The organism is Rhodococcus sp. DK176, assembly GCF_038447315.2.
GTDB lineage: Bacteria > Actinomycetota > Actinomycetes > Mycobacteriales > Mycobacteriaceae > Rhodococcus_F > Rhodococcus_F jostii_A.
In genome coordinates this window covers 532408-552528 of the sequence record NZ_CP118321.2, presented here as the reverse complement: position 1 = coordinate 552528, position 20121 = coordinate 532408, and the positions used below count along the sequence as shown (strand labels likewise).

23 protein-coding genes and 1 pseudogene are annotated in these 20121 nt (G+C 66.7%); 11 read left to right on the top strand and 13 right to left on the bottom strand.

Annotated elements, in window-relative coordinates; genetic code table 11:
- Positions 1 to 4: 4 nt before the first annotated feature.
- The gene (locus PSR88_RS02420; protein ID WP_411755663.1) at positions 5 to 418 is read right to left on the bottom strand and encodes a serine/threonine protein kinase; all 414 of its coding nucleotides are present in this window, start codon (positions 416 to 418) and stop codon (positions 5 to 7) included.
- A 572-nt stretch (positions 419 to 990) separates the two neighbouring features.
- On the opposite strand from PSR88_RS02420, the gene PSR88_RS02415 reads away from it, so the two are divergent.
- Complete coding sequence (locus PSR88_RS02415; RefSeq protein WP_016880946.1) at positions 991 to 2124, top strand: BTAD domain-containing putative transcriptional regulator; 1134 nt, start codon at positions 991 to 993, stop codon at positions 2122 to 2124.
- 181 nt (positions 2125 to 2305) lie between these two features.
- Here PSR88_RS02415 and PSR88_RS02410 read toward each other — a convergent pair whose 3' ends face one another.
- Together PSR88_RS02410 and PSR88_RS02405 are read right to left on the bottom strand one after the other, a co-directional pair.
- The gene (locus PSR88_RS02410; RefSeq protein WP_016880947.1) at positions 2306 to 2677 is read right to left on the bottom strand and encodes a DUF732 domain-containing protein; all 372 of its coding nucleotides are present in this window, start codon (positions 2675 to 2677) and stop codon (positions 2306 to 2308) included.
- A 252-nt stretch (positions 2678 to 2929) separates the two neighbouring features.
- Entirely contained in the window at positions 2930 to 3664 is a 735-nt protein-coding gene (locus PSR88_RS02405) for a GOLPH3/VPS74 family protein (protein WP_237723905.1), read from the bottom strand.
- A 281-nt stretch (positions 3665 to 3945) separates the two neighbouring features.
- Between PSR88_RS02405 and PSR88_RS02400 the strand changes: the two genes are divergently transcribed.
- Together PSR88_RS02400 and PSR88_RS02395 are read left to right on the top strand one after the other, a co-directional pair.
- Positions 3946 to 4233 (top strand): DUF6461 domain-containing protein, encoded by a 288-nt coding sequence (locus PSR88_RS02400; RefSeq protein WP_378584618.1) that lies wholly within the window; start codon positions 3946 to 3948, stop codon positions 4231 to 4233.
- A gap of 283 nt (positions 4234 to 4516) precedes the next feature.
- Positions 4517 to 6376: a serine/threonine-protein kinase PknD gene (locus PSR88_RS02395; RefSeq protein ID WP_016880950.1), complete on the top strand. Its 1860-nt coding sequence runs from the start codon at positions 4517 to 4519 to the stop codon at positions 6374 to 6376.
- 22 nt (positions 6377 to 6398) lie between these two features.
- Here PSR88_RS02395 and PSR88_RS02390 read toward each other — a convergent pair whose 3' ends face one another.
- Positions 6399 to 7610: an LCCL domain-containing protein gene (locus tag PSR88_RS02390; protein ID WP_020476749.1), complete on the bottom strand. Its 1212-nt coding sequence runs from the start codon at positions 7608 to 7610 to the stop codon at positions 6399 to 6401.
- A gap of 568 nt (positions 7611 to 8178) precedes the next feature.
- The gene (locus tag PSR88_RS02385; protein WP_016880952.1) at positions 8179 to 8850 is read right to left on the bottom strand and encodes a hypothetical protein; all 672 of its coding nucleotides are present in this window, start codon (positions 8848 to 8850) and stop codon (positions 8179 to 8181) included.
- A 178-nt stretch (positions 8851 to 9028) separates the two neighbouring features.
- On the opposite strand from PSR88_RS02385, the gene PSR88_RS02380 reads away from it, so the two are divergent.
- Both PSR88_RS02380 and PSR88_RS02375 read left to right on the top strand, forming a co-directional pair.
- Complete coding sequence (locus PSR88_RS02380; RefSeq protein ID WP_016880953.1) at positions 9029 to 9172, top strand: hypothetical protein; 144 nt, start codon at positions 9029 to 9031, stop codon at positions 9170 to 9172.
- 712 nt (positions 9173 to 9884) lie between these two features.
- Positions 9885 to 10238, top strand: coding sequence for a DUF732 domain-containing protein (locus tag PSR88_RS02375; protein WP_009473109.1), 354 nt, complete (start codon positions 9885 to 9887; stop codon positions 10236 to 10238).
- A gap of 77 nt (positions 10239 to 10315) precedes the next feature.
- Here the strand turns inward: PSR88_RS02375 and PSR88_RS02370 are convergent, their stop codons facing one another.
- A complete protein-coding gene (locus PSR88_RS02370; protein WP_337460123.1) occupies positions 10316 to 10492 on the bottom strand; it encodes an FHA domain-containing protein in 177 nt (58 codons plus the stop codon).
- A 200-nt stretch (positions 10493 to 10692) separates the two neighbouring features.
- Here PSR88_RS02370 and PSR88_RS02365 point away from each other — a divergent pair, with 200 nt between their 5' ends.
- Positions 10693 to 11061, top strand: coding sequence for a PH domain-containing protein (locus tag PSR88_RS02365; RefSeq protein ID WP_009473107.1), 369 nt, complete (start codon positions 10693 to 10695; stop codon positions 11059 to 11061).
- Between the two features lie 811 nt (positions 11062 to 11872).
- Here the strand turns inward: PSR88_RS02365 and PSR88_RS02360 are convergent.
- Both PSR88_RS02360 and PSR88_RS02355 read right to left on the bottom strand, forming a co-directional pair.
- On the bottom strand, positions 11873 to 12040 hold the full coding sequence (locus tag PSR88_RS02360) for a hypothetical protein (RefSeq protein WP_016880955.1): 168 nt from the start codon (positions 12038 to 12040) through the stop codon (positions 11873 to 11875).
- Between the two features lie 359 nt (positions 12041 to 12399).
- Positions 12400 to 12774, bottom strand: coding sequence for a nuclear transport factor 2 family protein (locus PSR88_RS02355; protein WP_016880956.1), 375 nt, complete (start codon positions 12772 to 12774; stop codon positions 12400 to 12402).
- 338 nt (positions 12775 to 13112) lie between these two features.
- Here PSR88_RS02355 and PSR88_RS02350 point away from each other — a divergent pair, with 338 nt between their 5' ends.
- Positions 13113 to 14510 (top strand): NAD-dependent malic enzyme, encoded by a 1398-nt coding sequence (locus PSR88_RS02350; protein ID WP_011593757.1) that lies wholly within the window; start codon positions 13113 to 13115, stop codon positions 14508 to 14510.
- Positions 14511 to 14639: 129 nt separating this feature from the next.
- Positions 14640 to 14815: pseudogene (locus PSR88_RS02345) on the top strand (glutamate dehydrogenase); the annotation flags it as partial.
- Positions 14816 to 15043: 228 nt separating this feature from the next.
- Here the strand turns inward: PSR88_RS02345 and PSR88_RS02340 are convergent.
- The 3 genes from PSR88_RS02340 to hxlB form a co-directional block, all read right to left on the bottom strand.
- Positions 15044 to 15334 (bottom strand): hypothetical protein, encoded by a 291-nt coding sequence (locus PSR88_RS02340; RefSeq protein ID WP_011593756.1) that lies wholly within the window; start codon positions 15332 to 15334, stop codon positions 15044 to 15046.
- Positions 15335 to 15812: 478 nt separating this feature from the next.
- Positions 15813 to 16442, bottom strand: coding sequence for a 3-hexulose-6-phosphate synthase (gene hxlA, locus PSR88_RS02335; protein WP_016880958.1), 630 nt, complete (start codon positions 16440 to 16442; stop codon positions 15813 to 15815).
- Positions 16443 to 16478: 36 nt separating this feature from the next.
- On the bottom strand, positions 16479 to 17060 hold the full coding sequence (gene hxlB, locus PSR88_RS02330) for a 6-phospho-3-hexuloisomerase (protein WP_016880959.1): 582 nt from the start codon (positions 17058 to 17060) through the stop codon (positions 16479 to 16481).
- Between the two features lie 147 nt (positions 17061 to 17207).
- Between hxlB and PSR88_RS02325 the strand changes: the two genes are divergently transcribed.
- Positions 17208 to 18500 (top strand): LuxR C-terminal-related transcriptional regulator, encoded by a 1293-nt coding sequence (locus PSR88_RS02325; RefSeq protein ID WP_020476750.1) that lies wholly within the window; start codon positions 17208 to 17210, stop codon positions 18498 to 18500.
- Positions 18501 to 18557: 57 nt separating this feature from the next.
- Here PSR88_RS02325 and PSR88_RS02320 read toward each other — a convergent pair whose 3' ends face one another.
- Together PSR88_RS02320 and PSR88_RS02315 are read right to left on the bottom strand one after the other, a co-directional pair.
- Positions 18558 to 18764, bottom strand: a complete 207-nt coding sequence (locus tag PSR88_RS02320) for a hypothetical protein (RefSeq protein WP_009473098.1) — start codon at positions 18762 to 18764, stop codon at positions 18558 to 18560.
- Positions 18761 to 19015, bottom strand: coding sequence for a hypothetical protein (locus PSR88_RS02315; RefSeq protein ID WP_237723896.1), 255 nt, complete (start codon positions 19013 to 19015; stop codon positions 18761 to 18763). Before PSR88_RS02315 ends, PSR88_RS02320 begins: the two co-directional genes overlap by 4 nt.
- A 308-nt stretch (positions 19016 to 19323) precedes the next feature.
- Between PSR88_RS02315 and PSR88_RS02310 the strand changes: the two genes are divergently transcribed.
- Both PSR88_RS02310 and PSR88_RS02305 read left to right on the top strand, forming a co-directional pair.
- Complete coding sequence (locus tag PSR88_RS02310) at positions 19324 to 19512, top strand: ChaB family protein (protein ID WP_009473096.1); 189 nt, start codon at positions 19324 to 19326, stop codon at positions 19510 to 19512.
- Between the two features lie 166 nt (positions 19513 to 19678).
- Complete coding sequence (locus PSR88_RS02305; protein WP_011593749.1) at positions 19679 to 20107, top strand: nitroreductase family deazaflavin-dependent oxidoreductase; 429 nt, start codon at positions 19679 to 19681, stop codon at positions 20105 to 20107.
- Positions 20108 to 20121: the final 14 nt, after the last annotated feature.

Here is a 20121-nt window from a genome sequence, read left to right as displayed (position 1 = left end):
ATGACTACCGCCGATTCGTCGACGCATGATCGCGACGCGCCAGCGTGAGCGTCGCGACCGTAGGTGCCAGACCGATCTGCGGCCACCCGGCGGTGAGGGTCACCGACCGTACCGGCGCCGGGGTGTCGATCCAGTACTGCGGCTCGGTGCGGTACGTGCACAGTCCGGCCGTGCACGCCTGCAGATCCGGGTGGGCGAGGTACGGGTCCGCGACGGCGATCCGGTCCGCACCCGCGCACACCCCGAGGTAGGACCACCGCGCCGACCGATCCGCCGGGTCGGTCAGCGTGCGGGTCTCGTGGCGGGCCCGCTCGGCCGGGATGCCGGTGACGGTCAGCGCCAGGTACACCGCGAGCCCGCTGCCGAACCCGACGATCCGCCCCAGCTCCAACGTCAGGTGTGGGTCTGCGGCCAGCACGCGGCGACCGTGCACCCGGACACCCCCGCACGGGGGCGGAGGGTTCGCCGGCCAGCGTCGTCGATGCACAGCCCGATCGTCCACCCCCCACGGTGGCCGCAGCAATGCATGAAACCTGTGAATATCCTGAGGACCCGCGGAAACGCCGACCAAGGACTTCGCCCACCTCCGGGTAGGCGGCTGTTACGACGTTCCGGTTGCGGGTCCACAGCTCGGGATCGCGGCCTGCGCCGACCGCGGCGAGCACCCGGCACCCCAGGGCAATCCGCCGCGGCAACCGCGGATGCGCCGCCGCGTACACGGTGCCCATCCCCCCGACGCCGACCACGCGTTCGATGGTGTACCCGGCGAACACCTCACCCGGCCTCAAGATGCCGTGCTCACCCATGCCGTCACCACCTCACCCGGATGCCTCGCCGTCCTCAGTCAACACCGACCACCTCCGCCACGTCCGGGCATCAGCCAACCGTTGTCCGCGGGTCACGGCGGACAGGCTTTGTGTCAGCGCCGCGACGGTCCCCGACGACGGGGCCGCACCGGAGGGGGCCCACCGGGGTAGGGTCATCGATGTAGTGGACGGCACACAGCCCGGGACGGGACTGCACTTCGACGTACTCGGCCCGGTGCAGATGACGATCGACGGGATCGCCCCACCGCTGGGTGGCCCCAAGCAGCGTGCCGTGCTCGCGGCCCTGATCATCAACCGCAACCACCCGGTGTCCGCCGAGGGCCTCGCCGACCGGGTGTGGAATCATCGGCCGCCGCCCGAGGCCCGGGCGAGCCTGCAGGTGTTCATCTCGAATCTGCGTCGAATTCTGCGCCATGCCGGGGTCGATGCGCGGGCCGTGCTGGCCAGCGCGCCGCCGGGGTACCGGCTCATCGTGCCGGACCAGGGTTGTGATCTGGGACGATTCCTCGCCGAGAAGAGGGCCGGGACCCAGGCCGCCGCCGCCCGGCGATTCGAGGACGCGAGCGGGCACCTGGCCGCCGCGCTCGCCGAGTGGAAGGGCCCGGCACTCGACGATCTCCGGGATCTGGAGTTCGCCGAGACGTTTGCCGCCGCGATCGAGGAGGAGAAGGTGTCGGCCCTCGCCGCCCGCGCGGAAGCCGAGATCGTGTGCGGACGAGCCGAGGCGGTGATCCCCGAGTTGGTGTCCCTCGCGTCCGTGTACCCGCATCGCGAGCCGTTGTGGGGTCAGCTGATCACCGCGCTGTATGTGTGTGGCCGACAGTCCGACGCCCTCGAGGCGTGTCGCCGGCTGCGCTCGAACCTGGCCGAGGAACTCGGCATCGATCCGGGCCGTGATCTGTTGGAACTGGAGGGCCGCATCCTGCGGCAGGAATCATTGGCGGTGACCGAGACCGCGCTGGCGACCGCCGCTCATTCGGTCACCGTCCTCGAGACGCTGGAACGCGCCCTGGCCGCGCAGCTGCGTGATCGTCAGGGCCATGTCTTTCGGATCGGATCGGCGGGGGTCAGGATCGGCCGGATGCCCGACAACGACATCGTGCTCGCACAGGGCAAGGTCAGTCGCCACCACACGATCATCGTGGACACCGGGATGAACTTCGTGTTGCGGGACCTGCGTTCCTCGAACGGTGTGTACGTGGGCGGAAACCGCGTCGTCGACAGCGTCTGGCTCGTCGATGGTGACATCATTCGGATCGGCGACACCGAGCTCGAATTCCAGATCGTGCTCGAATAGCGCAGCGCCTCCAACCCCCGACGCGTGCGTCGTCGTGCTACCCGACCGGTGTCTTGCCTCGCGGCATCACCACCGGGCCTTGACGCTCCGGCCGGTCGCGGAGCGGCATCGACGGGCACACCCCACCGACCGGTTCGTCTCGGGTACGGCAACCGACTCGGCGGGGCGTGTGGCGGGTGAATCAAGCTGGGAGCGCGTAGGTGTATTGCGGGCAGTACACCGTCACGGCGTCGGTGATGATGAAGCCCGCCTCGTACGGCGAGTAGGAGGACTCGCTCAGGAAATCCAGTCCGATGTCGAAGAAGTCGTAGCCGCTCTCGAAGTCCCCGCAGACCGCGTAGCCCAGCGCCACCGCGTAGTAGGCCGAGTCGTAGGGGATGCCTTCTTCGTCGAGGGCGGTGAGGTACACCTCCTCCGGCGCATAGCTGGTGGCGTTGGCGACCCCGACCCCACCCACGGCGGCGACGCCGAGCACGGCGGTGACGGTGGCGACGCGAGCGGCGGACTTGACGGACTTGACGGACTTGACGGTCTTGACGGTCTTGGGGAACATGGCGGGTCCTTTTCATTGAGTTGCCATTGGCTGGTATGAAAAGGATCTGGGATGTCGCTTGTCGGATTCTGAACGAAAACTTGTGATGGTCTCCGCGAGCTCGACGCGGCCTGGCGCCGGTCACAGCGGGAGGACCGCTGCATCAACGGGTTCGGGTGTGATGCCGCCCCGGCTCCGCTCCGTGACTCGACGGTCTCGGAGGATCCCGAGCCGATCGGGCCCGGGTCGGATGTCCCGCTCGGCCGGGTCGGTCTAAGTGAAACTGGCGGCGCGCGTCCACTTCATGGTGCGCAATGCCGACGACAACGCCGGGGCGATCGGACCGATTCGTTTCGAGAAGGACACGATTTGGTCATGGTAGTCGCCTTCAACTTGGAAGTGTTTGCAGCGATATGGGATTCGCACTGACAGGGCGGCGTATACGGCGTCTGTGTCGGTAACCGCGCGTCCCTGACCGCGCGGATGGGAGGCGCGAAGGCTGGACTCGGCCCGCTCGCGGAGTTCGGCCAGCAGTTCATGCTGTTGTGTGCGGGGGAGGGACTTGGCATTGTCCGGCAGCATCGAGAGGGCGCCCTGCGCGGCGCGTGTGATGGCGTCGTGGTCGGGCTCGTCGGCTTTGGCCGCGCGCAATGTGTCCTCGACCGCCGCCCGCAGCCGTGCCCTCAACTCCAGGTCGGACGCCCGGTAACTCGTATAGGGGACCATGCCGAGGGACCGGCGCTGCTCGGTGGTCACGATTGTCTCACTCACGAGTTGGTCCCGGGCCAGCCGCTCGGTGGGCCGCGGGTCGGTGCCGATCCAGTGTTCCCAGGTGCGCGGGTGTGAGGCGGAGATCTGCGCGATCAGATGTTGCTCCAGCGCGCCCGGAAGCACCGGGGTGGACTCAATGACCGCGCGGCCCTTGCGATCCGCTACCTCGCCGGTCAGGTAGAACTCGGCAAGAACCCCCGCACGGACGAGTGCACCGAGTTCGTCGTACTCGGCGATGAGGCCGTCGGGGCGTGTGCAGAGCAGATACAGGCGCTTTCACAGCGAGAGGGGATGCACACATCCCATTCCAGCCCTGATGCCGCCGTGACCGAATCAGGCAACGGCGGCGTCGCTGATGATCCAGCGGAACAGCGGCGATGTCTGGATCACCGATACGCTGATCGCACCACCGCAGCATCAAGGGTGGACGAATTCATAGAGCTGAAGCTTCGGGAACGACGAGTTGTGGTGCGAATGGCGTACTGCCCGCAAACTTTTGACTGCTGACGCTCAGCGTCGTGGTCACGTGGTCGGATGTGGGTACGGCCCCCGAATCGCGGGTTGCGCTTGTCCGCGAGAGCGGCGGGATCGAACTGACGAGGCTGCGTGCGGCTGCCGCGAGTACCAACACATCGAGGGGTGTGTTCGCGTTGGTCGAACGGATAACCGGGGTAAGGATCGCTCCGGTGTTGCTCGACGACGGATCGTTCACGGTCGCCGGCATCAGATTACCCGGGTTGAATGTGCCGGCGCACTCCGTGCCACCGGCAATCGAACCACTGAGAACCCGTTCCCGTTATGGATAGACATCTGCGCCTGAATGCGGAATTCTTCGCGATCACCGTGCGTGGAACAATGCCGGACCCCCGCTGGGCACGCCGCCCGGCGGGGGCCGTCGAGTTCTGGTTCAGGCAGATGCAGTCGTGACGGCCGGCGGAACGCCGCGGGCTGGCGGAAGGTATCGGCGTCTGCCGTGGCGGCCGAGGTGGATGCCGTGGGCGACCGACTCGTGCCCCGTGAGTGTGCCAAGTCATACACTCCAATTGGCTCACATACAGCGCAGAGGTCCGACCGAAGGCGGTGTTGCCGATGGGTGGTGCGGAACTCGAGCCGGGTGACGTCTTCGCCGGCTACACCATCCAACGGGTGTTGGGGGTCGGCGGGATGGGCGCTGTGTACCTCGCGCGCGATCCTCACCTGCCTCGGAACACCGCCCTCAAGTTGCTGGACCGGAGCCTGACCACCGACGACTGTTTCCGCTCCCGCTTCGAGCTCGAGGCCGACCACGCGGCGCGGCTGGAACACCCGAACATCGTGTCCGTTTTCGACCGAGGCCGGGAAGCAAATCAACACTGGATTGCGATGCAATACGTCGCCGGAACCGATGCCGCGGTGGCGCTGCGTGAGGGTCCGATGGACCCGCCGCGCGCCGTGCACATCGTCGCCGAAACAGCCAAGGCTCTGGACTATGCGCACGAGAACGGCGTGCTGCACCGTGACGTCAAACCGGCGAACATTCTGTTGGGCATGTCGGGCGCCGGGCAACTCGAGCGGGTACTGCTCACCGACTTCGGTATCGCCAAGGCCCTCGACGAGACGCAGCACCTGACCAGAACCGGGTCGCTGGTGGCCACCCTGCAGTACTCGGCGCCCGAGGCTTTCCAAGGCATCCCACTCGACCTGCGCGCAGACGTGTACTCATTGGGATGCACCCTATTTTGCCTGCTCACCGGACACCCCCCGTTCACCGGAAGCACCCAGGAAGTCATGCGCGGTCATCTCTGTGGACCCGTACCGCGGATCAGCGCTGTGCGCGGTGATCTTCCGCCGACCTTCGACGACATCGTGTCCGCAGCTCTGACTAAGCGCCGTGAAGACCGGCTGCCGAGCTGCCACGCATTTTCCGCGGGCGTTCAGCTCGCCCTGTCACGCATGCAGTCCGCGCAGACGGCCAAGCAAATCCTCACGCGGAGGCAGACGGCGAACGTGCACGCCGCACCCGATACCCCGACGAGTCGGCAGCCGACGCCACGCCGGCAAGGGCAACAGCTTCCCCCTCCGGCACCGCAACCGCCCCCGCCGCAGAGGAACAGCGTTCCACCCCGGCGGAAACGGGCCGGGGTTCTGCTTGCGCTGGCCCTCCTCGCACTGCTGGCAGTCGGTGCCGCGGTGGTGTTCGTCAGCTGGCCGAACCGGTCAGCGACGCAGACCACCTTGCCGTTCGAAGGCCTCGACTATCCGGTCGGCGTGGCGGTCAACACTGCCGGCGATCTCGTCGTCGCCGACAGCAACAACAATCGAGTCCTGAGACTGGCCGCGGGCACCGGCGCCCAGGAGGTAATCCCGTTCACCGATCTCGACCACCCGTCGGGGGTGGCGACCAACGGCGCCGGCGACGTCTTCGTCGCCGACACACGCAACAACCGGGTGCTCGAGCTCGCCGCGGGAGCCACGACCCAGACGGTGCTGCCGTTCACCGGCCTGGCTGGGCCCGCCGGAGTGGCGGTCAGCGACGCGGGTCATCTTTTCGTCGCCGACAACAACAACAACAGAATTGTCGCTCTGCCAGCGGGTGCTGCGAGCCCGCAGGTGCTGCCGTTATCCGACCTGCACGGACCGGTCGGGGTGGCGGTCAACTCCGGTGGAGACGTATTCGTCACCGATACCGACAACAATCGCGTGCTCTTCCTGCCCGCCGGCGCCACCGACCAGACCGTGCTGCCGTTCACGGGCCTCGCGTCCCCGACCGGTGTGGCGGCAGATTCCACCGGTGTGTTTGTTGCCGACTACGGAGGCGGCCGCGTTGTCGCACTTCGGGCCGGTGCCGATACGCCGGCCGTCGTCCCGTTCACCGGACTGCACGGCCCGATCTGGGTCGCGGTCACGGCCACCGGTGATCTCGTCGTCACCGACGGCAACAGAGTGCTGCAACTGTCGGGCGACGGTTGATCTGGTCGCCGGCCGAGCGCGGTCAGCCACCACCGGCGACTTGGAACGAGCCGTACCAGTTTCCCCAGTCCTGGGACGTGACACCGTTGGCCGTCGATCCTTGGTAGGAGCCGAGACCGGGAGAGATCTCGACGATCACCACCCCGCCGCTCTGCTGGGAGATGACCCCCGCGTGCACACCGGCCGTGCACACGCTGGAGTCATCGGTGTAGGTGCCGGAACCCCACACGGAGCCGAAGGTTCCTCCTGGCGGGCAGTCGAACGACGCTCGACCTCCGTCCTGGCCGCGGAAAGCCTCGGCCGTCGTACTCCAGTCGGCGGGTGGCAGCGCCTGCGTTGTCGACGGCTGCGTCCGCGGGGGTGGCGCCACCGTGGTCCGCGGCGGTGGGGGTGGCGCCGCTGTGGTCCGGAGGGGTGGCGGTGGCGCGACTGTCGTTCGGAGCGGTGGGGGTGGCGCCGCTGTCGTTCGGAGCGGTGGGGGTGGCGCCGTCGTGGTACGCGTCGGCGTCGTCGTCGGTTGCTGCGGTGTCCCGCTGCCGACGTTGATCACCACGGGTGCCCCCGTCACGATGTTGATGACCGTGAGCTGGGTAACCGGCGTCGGCGCGGACTGCACGACGACGATCTTGTCGGGCTCGAAACCCGGCCACCGCTGCCCGGTGTATGTCGGGGCTGCTTTGGTGGGCTGCGGCGGCAACAGCGGGTTCCCGCACTGGCACCGAACCCTTGGTACACCGCGGTCGTCGACGAGGACTGCCGTCCCGGCCTGCAGCACGGACTGCAACGGTGTCGGTCGGTCATTCTCGTACCCGTGATTCGTCACCCGGGTATCGGAACCGAGAATCACGGGCGTGAGCGACTCGACAAAGGCGCGGACGTCGGTGATACCCAACACCTCGCCGAACGCGGCCCGCTGCCCCGGATTCTGCTCGAGGAATCCGATCAGTTTCGGCTTGTCGCAGACCGACAACTCGAGGGAGCCACCGTAGATTCCGGTTCGGTCGCCCGGCACGGCAATCAATCCGGGCCGTCCCGGATCCGGCGCACTGGGAGCCATCGTCGGCATCGATTCCGGCAGCGTGGTCGGCGCATCGGGCGGAACCACCGGCGGCGTCCACGGAAACGGCCCCTCGGATGCCGCCGCCTCGAGCAACACCTCACCCTCATCCGCATCACCCCTCACGAACAACAGATAGCCGCCGACGAGCAGTCCGATCAGCACGGCGGCGATCAACCCGACCAGCAGAGGCCAGCGGCCACCGCCCGGTGAACGACGAGGTGGCGGTGGAGGTGGAGGACCAGGGGGCTGCCCACCGGCGGGCGGCCACTGCTGGGCGTGCGGTTGCCACTGTTGGGCCTGAGGTTGCCACTCAGGCCCGCTGGGTTGCCAGTGCGGACCGCCTGGCGAACCCGGATTTTCGCTCATGGTGCACCGCCGTCGACCATGCCGCCGGATTTTCGCCTACGATACCCCCCAAACCGGGCCCCACGAGAACCGGTGTCGACGGCCCAGTTGGCTCTCCGGCTTGCGCAGGCGGTAACCGACGACCCGGACAACGGTCCACGAACCCGTTGATCGCGCCTGATCCCGGATTGTTGCTTCCCGACGTCGACGCGGGAAGCGCTCACCGCACTTCTCAGCGAGGTACTCGACGCGCTGGACGAACGCCTCTCGGCCACCGTTCGCTGCGGGCGGACAGGACCGGACTGTCAGTCAGGCAAGGACAGGGTGTTCGGCGAAGAAGGCGGCGGCCGAGGGTAATCGGTGACCGACTGCCCCCAGAATCCGGTGACGAGACCTGTCAGCTGACCGTCACCGTTTGAGCGACGGCTCCGCTGCTGTCGCACACCACGGTCACGGTTTGCTGGCCGGGAGGCGTGCGGAGAATAAGAACCAGGTTGCCCGATTCATCTACGAGGTCCTCAACGTAGAACGGCGTGTTGTCCGCGTCGGCTCGACACCACTCCCATGGCACCGCGCCGGTGATATTCACATCGACTCCGCCTGGGATGCCCCAGATGTTAACCAAGTAGCCCTGGGCAGGTCCTGGGGCTGGGGCCGGGGCCGGTCCGGGTCCGGGGCCGGTGGGTGCGACCGTGACCCATTGGCCGTAGCCTCCGCTGCGGTCGCACGCCACTGTCACCTGGTGGTCGCCGGGCTCGGCTGGAATATAGAAATCCAGATAACCCGCATCGTCTACTACGCCGCCAAACGTGTAGCCGTTGTCATTGACTAGGCAGTTCTCCCCGGGGGTACCGTCGGTGACATATACATCGACCTCGCCGGCATTGCCATATATCTCGACAGTTCCTGCGGCTGAGGCTATTCCATGTCCGAAGAGCGCCAGCGGAATCGTAGCGCCGACACATATCGCGGCGCGAAGGCCGGTGTGTCTCTTGATAGAGCCGGCGATTCGGGGCGCCGGTGTGGCGGTGGCGACGCGAGCCGTGGACTTGACGAACGTGGGGAACATGGTGGGTCCTTTTCTATGAGTAGCTTGGCAGGTACGAAAAGGATCTGGGATGTCGCTTGTCGGATTCTGAATAGAATCTTGTGACGGTCTCCGCAAGCTCGGCGCGGCCGGGCGCCGGTCCAAGCGGGAGAAAGGCCGCGTCGACGGGCTCAGGTTCGACGCCGCCTCGCATGGCGCCGTGGACTGGAAGGTCGCGGCGGATCCTGAGCCGATCGACCAGGACATCCATGAGCGGCCGAGCAGCGCGACGCGGCTTCAAGGTGGCCCCCTTCGCGGGAAGAACCAGCACGTCTATCCGCCCCGCACCGGCACCATCAACTGACATGGAGACGGGCTAACAGGGACAGGAAACTGCTCAACCCGATCCGAGCACACGGGCAACCAGTCCGCCGGACCATCGGGACCGCCGCCCCACACCGGGTCACGACGGAGGTGGTGGTGGAACGGCCAGGTGGGACATCTTCTCTGCGGCAGTCATCGACAACCGACTCACCACCACCCCGTCAACCAGGTGTTCGCCTTCTTTCAGAACCTGGCCAACGCACTCTCTACGCCAGGAATGTGGTCTCCTACGAACAGGTCTCGGGAAACGGCGGTGAGGTGGGGCCGTGGTGCATCACATTGTCAAGGTCGACGGCCGCCGGCTCGCGGTCACCGAGTAAGTGACCGACGTACAGCAGGGCAAGTACCTGCGTCGCCGGGGCATCGACACCCCCGCGCCCTTCGAGACCGAAATCCGCTTCGCCCCGGCAGGGGCCGGGGGCCCCGCGTCGCCTGGCACCAGGAGTCCGGGAAGTTCGGCGGCCACCTCGGCAAGATCCCCGATGGTGTCGTCGCGAGACTGTATGCCCGCAGCGCCCGCAGCAATCTCGGGAACGCGAAGACCGTCTCGACGACATCCACACCGTCAAGGCGGAGCCGAAAGGCCCGGGGCGGACTCACTGAGACCATCACAAGGTTCTGTTCAGAATCTAACAAGCGGCGTCTCGGATCCTTTTCCTACCAGCCAAGGTACTCACCGAAAAGGACCCGCCATGTTCACCAGTCTGAAGAAGTCCGCCGTCGGCGCCGCCGCCGTCGCCGCCGTTCTCGGCGCCGCCGCGTTGGGCGCGGTCGGCACCGCCAACGCCACAAGCTATCTGTCGCCGGAGGAGACATACCTGACCGCCCTGGATGCGGAAGGCATTTCCTACGGCTCGTCCTACTACGCGGTGGGGTTTGGCTACGAGATCTGCGGGGACTTCGAGAGCGGCTACGGCTTCTTCGAGATGACCGAGGCGTACCTGAACAAGTCCGACTATTACTACACGCCGTACGAGGTGGGCTTCTTCATTGGCGACGCCGTGGGGGCGTTCTGCCCGCAATATGCCTACGAGATCCCAGCCTGATTCCCCGTCGCACCGCCCCGCCGCGTTGGTGGCCGCACGCGATGCGAACCGGTCGACGGGGCATAGACCGGCCCTGCCTACCGTCCGACGGTTGGCCTGCAAGGGCACTGGTCGACCGCGATCTGGAATGCGAACTCGTGGCCGCCGATCCGAACGATGTCACCGTCGGTGAGCCGGACGCTGTCGACGACGCGGTTGCCGCGCACGGACACGCCAGTCGGGGAGCGCAGGTCTTTCCCACAGTGGCTCGCCACCTGTCGATCCGAGAATCCGGGTCGTTGGCACAGACGTACAACAGGCGCCTACGGCGACGACGACGGCACACCAACTCTGGAACTCCCCGAGGCGCGGTTTCGATCCGCATTGTCGACTGCGAATATGCCGACTCACATCGAAAGCGGCACACCCGCCCGGACGGGCACGATCTGCCCTCCCGAATGTACAAGGACACCACATGCAGACACTGCAACCCATCTTCGACAAGCGCGAGCAGCTCGCGCAGATACAAAGCGGACTGTTGCAGGGGGAATCGGTCATCGCCGTCTACGACTGCATCGGCACCGGTACTGGGTTCGTTGCCCTGACCGATCGGCGTGTCATTTTGCAGGACAGGAGCTTTGTCGGCAACAAGACCGCGATCACGTCGATTCCATACGGCAAGATTCGTTCGGTCTCCGTCGTCAGCAACAAAAGTTGGGCGGGCGCCTTCTTCTCCGGCGGCAGCATCGCGATCGATGCCGGCAAAGTGCACACGGCAGAGTTTCGCGGTATGGACAAGTCACGCCACGTCCATGACGTGATTCTCTGGCACATCACGCGTTGACCAAAACCAACAGGGAGCCTCGGCGTCTTCTGAAGAGACAACCCCCACACGCCCTCGGCGAACTCTGGGGTTGCGTATTGGGCCTGTGACGAGGACGGAGCACCACTCCTGACGTCTGGGAATCACAGGCGGGCGTCCCGTTCGGTCGTCTCAGCACGGCTCGGCACAGCTCGCGCGGCGGGGCGGGGTCCTTCTTGGCGCTTTCACTGGCCAGTCCTGAAGGCGGGCAGCATGGTTCGGGTGGGGCACCCGTGCTGGCGGCGGGGCTGGCACCCAAGGAGGGTGGGAAGTTCGACGAGGCGCCCTGGCGGGAGCTGATCGCCGGGTGGTTTTAGGAGGTCGGCGACCGGGCAGCGCGGGCGGTGACGTGGCCGGCGATCGCGGCGCACCACGACTGGATCGACGGACAGTCGAAGTCGACGGCAACGGTGGCGACAATCGCGCAACGCCTGCGTGACGACCACGGCGCAACGGTGTCGCAATCGACCGTTCGACGTTATGTGGCAGCGTAATTCGACGATGATGTGGTGGAGTCGAAGGTCACGGTGCCCCGGGTGTGGTCCCGCCCGGCGACGAGCCCAGCTGGACGACGGCAAGCTGGGGATGTGGCGTGATCCGGCCACCGACCGTCGGGTGGCGGTGTGGGTTCCGTTGTGGTCAAGCCCAAACGGACGGCCGACCCGCCAGGAGGCGCTCAGGAGCTTTTGGTCCCCGGGCGCCCACTGTCAGTTTCAGAAGGGCACCCGCACGTGATCGTCAGTCGACTGCACGAGCCCCGCGACGGGATTCACGCACTCGGAGCGGTGAAAGCTCACCAGACCAGACGTCGGAACTCTGGCAGATCGAGCAGTTGGCGGACGCACATCGCCTCGGCCCGCGCGGTCAAATCGTCCAGCTTCGCGAGCAGCGCCGGCGTGGCGGTCGCGGGATCGAGGTGTATCTGTTCCGCGACCCACCCCTGAATCGTTTCGCGATTCATCGTCTCACCGCCAATTCGGTTGAGCGTCCATCCGGGCAGGTGCCGGTGGGCCTGGTTGGTGCTCTCGTCACCCAGTGTCCGCGCGGCTGAGCGGCAGGTCCAGCGGATAGACCTTCGCAGCGGGCACCGGCCACTGACTGCGCAATCCGAGTGGCTCGGTCGGGGATTGGCGTGTGTTGTTTACGAGGTAGAGAACGCCTGCGACCAATGATCGTGTGGTCCTGAGGCCAGTTTGACGGCACGTGATCCGGGTGCTGTTAGTGCGGTTGACAACACCCAGCCTGAGCCGCGGTTCCGACCGCGGCTACCCACGACGTCATCGATGGCACGAGCTGTCATGCAATCGTGTCCGTTCGCGGCTACTTCGTGCCGAAGACTCGTTCCAGCATCGCGGTGTTCGCGGCGGACTGGAATTTGACGACCTTCCCATCGCGGAAAGTGAGCACATCGGCTTCGTCGGCGGACTCCCCACCGGCGGCGACTCGGGTGAGAACGACAACGACATCGTCGTCGGCGAGAAAACGCTCTGGTGTTGTCGTTGTGGATTTCTCGGCCAGTTTCATCCACATCGCGCCGACCTCCGGTTTGCCATGGAAGGTGCCGCTGACGGTGCTGTTGCCGGGCGAGATCCACTCGATGTCGTCGTCGAAGAAACTCATAGCCTTCTCGGCATCGCCCGCCGAGTACGCGGCGTACCCATTCTTGGCGGTCTCGATGTTTTGCTGTGCTGACATGGCTGCCCCTTACGTTGGTCCTGTAGCCCTACCCGAGTACAGGTGTACTAAACGTCGCAAATGCACGGCGACGCGCCCGGGGCTTACTTCGGACCGGGCGTTGCCGCCGCACGGCTCCCCGCTTCGAATCACGGAGTGTTCCGTCCGACCGGGCAACTTAGGCCGTTGATTCATCGCGGCTTGTCGGTGCCGGAGGGGTGTCCTCTTGTCCGGATCGGCGATGGCAGCGCAGACTAAGGGTGTTGCGGGCGGAAACACCCGGTGCGTGCGTGCCGATCGGGCACCCGATGATCCGGCCGGAACCCTGCTGGTCGTCATTCAGTATCCAGGAGCTTCACATGCCCAGTCCTAGCCCCGGTTATTCGATCACCGTCCGCGTCCATGCACCGGTTGGCGCCGGCACCACGTCGACGTTGGCGGCCGCGATCGCATCGGTGAAGGGTGCCATGACGGCACTCGATGTCGTCGAGAGCCATCCCGACCACATGGTCATCGACCTCACCTGCGACGCCTCGGACGTCGCGCACGCCGACCAGATCTCTACCGCGATCGCCGAGGTTCCGGGGGTGATCGTCGGCAAGGTCAGCGACCGCACCTTCCTTCTGCACTTGGGCGGCAAGCTCGAGGTGGTCCCCACGGTTCCGCTCAAACACCGCGACGACCTCTCCCGCGCCTACACCCCCGGCGTCGCCCGGGTGTGTACCGCCATCGCTGAACACCCCGAGGACGTGCGCCGCCTGACGATCAAACGCAACACCGTCGCCGTGGTCACCGACGGGTCCGCGGTCCTGGGCCTGGGCAACATCGGTGCCGCGGCGTCGATCCCGGTGATGGAGGGCAAGGCAGCACTGTTCAAACAATTCGCCGGGGTCGACGCCTGGCCGGTCTGCCTGGACACGCAGGACCCCGATGCCATCGTCGAGATCGTCCGGGCCCTGGCACCCGTCTACGGCGGCATCAACCTTGAAGATATCTCCGCCCCAAGGTGTTTCGAGATCGAGGCCCGGCTCCGCGATATCCTCGACATTCCGGTGTTCCACGACGACCAGCACGGCACCGCGATCGTGGTCCTGGCCGCCCTGACCAACGCGCTGCGGGTGGTCGGCAAGTCGCTCGACCGGGCCCGGATCGTGGTGTCCGGCGTCGGCGCCGCCGGGCACGCCGTCATCCGGTTGCTCGTCGCCCAGGGCGCGACGAACATCATCGGCTGCGGACGGAAGGGAATTCTGTCCCCGGACGACACCGCCGACGAGTTTCGTACCTGGATCGCCGAGCACACCAATCCGGAGGGTCGGACGGGATCACTGCGGGACGCGCTGGTCGGGGCGGACGTGTTCATCGGGGTCTCGGCGCCGAACATTGTCACGGGCGACGACATCGCGGCGATGGCCGACGAGTCGATCGTGTTCGCGCTGGCCAATCCGGTCCCGGAGGTCGACCCGGTCGCCGCCGGCGAACATGCCACCGTGGTGGCCACCGGCCGGTCGGACTTCCCGAACCAGATCAACAACGTGCTCGCCTTCCCGGGGGTGTTCCGCGGTCTGCTCGACGCGCACGCGGTCGACATCACCGACGAGATGCTGATCGCCGCGGCCGGAGCGATCGCCGACAGGGTGTCGCCGTCCGAGCTCAATGCCACCTACATCGTGCCGAGCGTGTTCGACGCGGGTGTCGCGCCAGCGGTCGCCGCGGCGGTGCGCGAGGTGGCCGAGCGGGGGCCACAGTCCGAGAAGTGAGCCGTTCGCTCATTGTTTCCGTGTCCCAGGCGGTCACAGCAGCGGGCGAGGTGTCCCGAGCCGGAACCGGCGCCCACGGCGCATCGCGCCCACCCGTCCCTACAGCGCGCCGCGTCGGGGCGGGAGTCATATCTGAACGCCCCGGTGCCCAGCGGTTTTCTGCTGGGCAGATGTGATTGACGGTTACGGAGTCGCGCAGGCCTGCATCGGAACGGTGAAAGCATATGGCTGGACTCCGGCAGACACGACGGTGGCAATCCAGGGCATCGGCACCATGGGGCGGCGCGGCCTGGCATCTGTACGAGACGGTATACGCGAGTACCTGACCCTGCCTCAGTGGCGACGACGTCCGTCCCGGCGACCCGGCCGTTTGATTGTGGCGGCGAACGCGGCCCGGAACGGATCTCGTCCGCGGCACCCCGAGATCCGTTCCGCCAACGGCCCCACCGACCCGGCAGGCGCATTCACGACCGCCTCCCTGTGACTACTACATCACACCGGTGGAAAGGGCGGGGGTGTGGCGCGCGCGATTACTACGGGCCGTCCGCGGTGCGGGATCGGGGTCGGGGTACGAGTTCGAACCAGGCGCTGATCCCGCCCTGTAGGTGCGGGTCCGGATAACTGAGGGCCAGGCCCTGCTGGTCGAAGGCGGCGAACCATTCCGTCCAGGAGATATGTTCGAGACCGGAGTCGACTCCGTGCAGGTCGATTCGAAGCACGTCGCCGGCCGTGGTGTGAGGGACCCGGGCGGGGATGCCGTGATGGGCTTGGGTCCATTGGCGGACTTCCTCGTGGTCGGTGGTGAGATGCGTGTGTGTGGTCATGAGATCGATCCTGCTGTGTCGCGACGTGGTGCCGTCGTTGCTCGGTCGCCGGGGCGGGTGAGGTGATCGTCGGGGCGATCGAGACCGGGTGCGCGGCGCCAAGGTGTGGGACCCGGCGTGGGGGCAGTGCCCGCATACCCACTGCGGCCGGGTTCAATCAAGGCGCGACCTGCACATCACGGCTGCCTTCACAGGTGTCGGGCGTTTCCGGCCGGGGCATGCCATGGTGGACGCTCATCTCGGTCGCCATCGAACGCCTGGTCGATCAGCCCGCTCGCGGCGCAGTCGGTAGATGGCCTCCTAACCAGGCATGGAGGCCGGCGAGGCGCCACGACCACTCACGGGGTTCTCCGCCATCTGTTGCCGGCGGAGAACCCCTCTCGGCTGTCTGCACCGGGACGGAATCTGACCCGGGGTGCGAAAGAGTGAAGGCCCTGAACTGGATGTGTTCAGGGCCTTCACCGTCAGCAATCGCGTGCTATTTGGTCAGTGCTTCCTTGAGTGCCTTCGCGGCCGCGGCGGGGTCCTCGGCGCTGTAGATGGCGCCACCGGCGACGGCGACGTCCGCACCCGCGTCACGGACGGCGGCGATGGTGTCGACCTTCACGCCACCGGCGACGGAGAACGGGACACCGGCGATCTTGCCGTCGTCGAGGAGGGTCTGAATGGAGTATCCGGGCTGGGCCTGCTCGTCGAGGCCGGCGTGGATCTCGACGAACGCGACACCGAGCTTGGCGATCTCGCGGGCCCGCTCGACCCGATTCTCCACGCCGATCAGGTCGGCGACGACCTTCTTGCCGTGCTTCTGGCCTGCCTCGACCGCACCCTTGATGGTGGCATCACCGGCGGCGCCGAGGACCGTGACCAGGTCCGCGCCGGCGGAGAAGGCCAGGTCGGCCTCGAGGAAGCCGGCGTCGGCGGTCTTGAGGTCGGCGAAGACCTCCTTGTCCGGGTGCGCCGCCTTGATCGCGCTGATGGCGCTGAGGCCGGCGCTCTTGATCAGTGGGGTGCCGAGTTCGATGATGTCGACGTACGGGGCCACCTTGTTGGTCAGGGCCAGCGCGTCGGCGGTGCTGAGTAGATCGACGGCAACCTGCAGCTTCGTCATGTGTTTCTCCTGGTTATCTTCTGATGGGATTCGTGGTCAGCCGATGTTGGCGTGGCGTTCCCACAGCCGCTCGGCGGTCTGGTCTTCATTGCTCCACAGCGCCTGGAACAGGGCATCGAAGGCGAGGAGCACGGACTGCTCGAACAGGCTGCCCGCGTACTGGGCGGTGATGGCTGCGCTGTGGTCCTGCTTGTCGGCCGCCGGCAGGACCAGGATCTCGTCGGCGCGCCGGGCGAGCGGCGAGTCCGAGGCCGTAGTCACAGCGAGCACCGAGGCACCCACCTTGTTCGCGGTATCGGCTGCGCCGACGACCGAGGCGGTGGTGCCCGACCCGGAGACGGCAATCAGCAGATCGCCGTCGCCGATGGCAGGGGCGGTGACCTCCCCGGCCACATGGACGCGCAGGCCGAGGTGCATCAGTCGCATCGCGGCCATCTGGACGGCCAGGCCGCTGCGCCCGTTGCCGATCACGAACACTGCCCGCGCGGTGGTGATGAGCGAACCGGCGCGGTCCCACTGTTCTGCGGCAACGGAATTGAGTAGGCGCTCGTTCTCGTCGAGCACGATGCGGCGCCCGTCACTGAACCGTGTGCGTGTCTGCTCGACGGTGACGGTCATGGTCCTCCTCGGTGATAGCCGTTCCGGTCTCATCCAAGGCTGCCGACTCCGGTGCGCCGCGGCACCCGGCCGGTCGGCCGGTTCGGGCCGGCCGCTTGGCCAGTGCCGTTGCCTCGTACCCGGCCATACTGTGAATGGGTGGTAAGCGTGGAGGACTCGGCTCGGTTGCAGGTCGACCCCTGGGTGGAGATGCGGAAGGTGATCACGGGACCGCTCCCGGACATCGCGACCCGCTTCTCCCGGTTCCTGGGCCGATGGTGGCCGCACGACGCGCTGGTGATCTTCACCCGGGAGTGCACCGGACGCCCCCGCAAAGTCGCCGGAAACCGCGAGATAGTCGACCGAGTGACCATCGACGAACTCGACGAGATCAAACAATCCATCGAACCCGGCGGTGTCGTCGCCGGAATCCGTTCACTGGGAGGTGGACGCCGCCGGGTCTGGGCGGTCCGCGACTCCGGCGACACGCTGCTCGTCCTGGTCCCGCGGCCATCTCAGGCCGGCCCACCCGAGCCCGATGGGGTCGCGGCGATGTTCGGGATCGTCGCGACCTCCATCCAGCAACAGGTGGCACAGGCCAGCCCCGACTATCTCGCCGAGTCACGGGCGGCGTCGAGTGAACGCGCCCGCACCATCGCCGAACTGACGGAGGTGCACGAGGCGACCCTGTCGTCGATCCTCGGAACCCTCCGATCGAACGACCTCGACGATCGGCGGTCGCGCATCACCGCGAGCGAGACGGCATCGGCCGCACTGATCGCGCTGCGATCGGCGGGTGCCGCCGATCGGGCCCTGTCAGAGGAGGCGGTCACCACGGCATTCGCCAGGTTGCAGGGCGAATTGCGACCTCTCTTGCGGCATCGGGAGGTCGACGTCGACTATGTCGACCCGCCGGCCGACGGCCGTCCGCTTCCGGGTGAGGTGGCGCATGCGGCGCGCGCGATGGTTCGCGCCATCGTGCTGGCATTCGGCGCACAACCGGTACTGGCCAGGCTGCGGATCGCGTGGGACTGCGACGGTGACAACGTCCTGATCGAGGTCCGTGACCAGGGGCCCGGCACCATCGACCGCAACGCGCTGACTCGGCAACTGTCCGGACGCCTGCACACGTTGCGCGGCCGGATCGACATCGAGTCCATCGCCGGATGGGGGAGTCGGGTGACGCTGACCATCCCGTTGGACCCGCCCGCCGCCCGTCCCGACGAGCATCTTCTGTCCACCCTGAACCCCCGCGAGCTCGAAGTCCTCGCGCACCTCGCGGTGGGCAAACGCAATCGCGCCATCGCCGAGGAACTCGGGATCAGCCAGAGCACGATCAAGTTTCACGTCGCGAGCGTGCTCAAGAAACTCGACGTCGCCAACCGTGGGGAGGCCGGAGCAATCGGAATACGAGCGGGAATTGCACCCGGCATTGCGTATTCCGCGCCCGGCACCAGCTAGAGAGCCGAACTTCGATCCCGGGGCGCTTCGGCCAGGGACCGGGCCGGCAGACGGTTGTCACATGCTGTCGAAGATGCGTTGTTCGGGAACTCCTGCATTCTGCGCTGCGGTAACCGCGTCGAGGAGTTCGTCGGTGAGCTGCTCGAAGGTGGCCGATCGGACCCGTTCGGGCGGTCGGTCGCTCGGGTGGGTGGTCAGGAAGCTGTGCAGCATGGCGCAGGTGTCGCGTACGTGCTCGAGAGCCCGGCGTTGGTCGTCGTTCATCGACGGTCCGGCGGCCGGCCGGCGTTCGGCGCCTGGGTTTCGTGCGGCGCGCTGGGCGGGCAGGCATGGTCTACCGCCCTCAGCAGGTCGTGCGTGAGTTGTTTGTAGGTGGTAAGCCATCGGTGGTCGACGGGTTCGTCGCGCAGATACGCCGTCAGGGCGGCGGTGTTCTCGCCGGTATCCAACCATCGGCGTAGGTCGGTGGTGCGATCCTGGACGTGCTGCAACAATGTGTGTGGCGAAACAGGCATCGAGTCTCCTCTGGTGCGGACTTCCCTTCGGCGAGAATGAAATTGGCGTTGCTGTGTGTTTTCCGGGGTCATTGTTACCCATACCGGGCCCCGGTGCCAGGTGTTTCCCCGGTCTACACCGTTGGCAGGCCACCGTGGAGACCCGCTTCGAGGCCTGTGATTCTCGGTGCCGGGTGCCCTGCGCAGACCCTGCCCGCAGGCGCCCCGCGGCCGAGATCGGAAAACCCGGTCAACCCGGTACCGCCGCGATGGTCCCGGGCGGACAATCGAGGGGTACATCACGGCCACGACCGAGAAGGAGTGGAGCGGTGAACCGAACCGAGCTCCCACAGACACTGCGGCGATCGTCGAAGGAGGTACAGGCGGCTTTCGCGGCGGCCCACGAGATGGCCGTCCGGCGGTACGGCGAGGGCGAGGAGGCCCAACGAGCGGCGTACGGGGAGCTCAAACAGAGTTACGAGCTCGCAACCGACCACTGGGTTCCCAAGCAAGACTGATTTTCCACTCGGGCCGGGTGACGACTGACGCCTGCATGTGCGTGGCGTCGGATTGGCGGTGCCGGAATGGTCGCCATCGCGGTCAGCGGGAAAGAGCGCGACACGAGACGACGACGTCGACCGGAAATGCCGCCCGTTCCGGTGCCGGGCTAGGACAATTCCCAGGATGAGCACCCCTGACGACTGGAACGCGAATATCATTGCCGAATTCCGGGCAAACCAGGGCCGAGTTGGTGGCCCGTTCGAGGGCGCCCCGGTGGTGCTGGTTCACCACCGGGGCCGTAAGACCGGGCGCGATCGTGTGAGCCCGATGATGTATCTACCCGATGAGCAAGGTCCGGACACGATCTACGTTTTCGCGTCCAAGGCCGGTGCCCCGAGCAATCCCGACTGGTACTACAACCTCGTCAGCGCAGGTGAGGCCGAGATCGAACGCGGCACCGAGCAGTACCCGGTGACTGTCGTCGAGGTGACCGGTGACGAACGGGATCGGATCTACACCGAGCAGGCGCGCCGGTACCCCGGCTTTGCCGAATATGCGGAGAAGACGGCGGGCATCCGGACAATCCCCGTGCTGGCGCTGCGACGCGCGTGACCTCCGTCAGAATC

Excerpts from the sequence above, each read along its gene's own strand:
- PSR88_RS02365 (WP_009473107.1), top strand. The coding sequence starts at position 10,693 with ATGCAGACACTGCAACCCATCTTCGACAAGCGCGAGCAGCTCGCGCAG.
- PSR88_RS02315 (WP_237723896.1), bottom strand. The coding sequence starts at position 19,015 with ATGCCTGTTTCGCCACACACATTGTTGCAGCACGTCCAGGATCGCACC.
- hxlA (WP_016880958.1), bottom strand. The coding sequence starts at position 16,442 with ATGACGAAGCTGCAGGTTGCCGTCGATCTACTCAGCACCGCCGACGCG.
- PSR88_RS02350 (WP_011593757.1), top strand. The coding sequence starts at position 13,113 with ATGCCCAGTCCTAGCCCCGGTTATTCGATCACCGTCCGCGTCCATGCA.
- PSR88_RS02395 (WP_016880950.1), top strand. The coding sequence starts at position 4,517 with ATGGGTGGTGCGGAACTCGAGCCGGGTGACGTCTTCGCCGGCTACACC.
- PSR88_RS02340 (WP_011593756.1), bottom strand. The coding sequence starts at position 15,334 with ATGACCACACACACGCATCTCACCACCGACCACGAGGAAGTCCGCCAA.
- PSR88_RS02305 (WP_011593749.1), top strand. The coding sequence starts at position 19,679 with ATGAGCACCCCTGACGACTGGAACGCGAATATCATTGCCGAATTCCGG.
- PSR88_RS02375 (WP_009473109.1), top strand. The coding sequence starts at position 9,885 with ATGTTCACCAGTCTGAAGAAGTCCGCCGTCGGCGCCGCCGCCGTCGCC.
- hxlB (WP_016880959.1), bottom strand. The coding sequence starts at position 17,060 with ATGACCGTCACCGTCGAGCAGACACGCACACGGTTCAGTGACGGGCGC.
- PSR88_RS02410 (WP_016880947.1), bottom strand. The coding sequence starts at position 2,677 with ATGTTCCCCAAGACCGTCAAGACCGTCAAGTCCGTCAAGTCCGTCAAG.
- PSR88_RS02385 (WP_016880952.1), bottom strand. The coding sequence starts at position 8,850 with ATGTTCCCCACGTTCGTCAAGTCCACGGCTCGCGTCGCCACCGCCACA.
- PSR88_RS02360 (WP_016880955.1), bottom strand. The coding sequence starts at position 12,040 with ATGAATCGCGAAACGATTCAGGGGTGGGTCGCGGAACAGATACACCTC.
- PSR88_RS02320 (WP_009473098.1), bottom strand. The coding sequence starts at position 18,764 with ATGAACGACGACCAACGCCGGGCTCTCGAGCACGTACGCGACACCTGC.
- PSR88_RS02355 (WP_016880956.1), bottom strand. The coding sequence starts at position 12,774 with ATGTCAGCACAGCAAAACATCGAGACCGCCAAGAATGGGTACGCCGCG.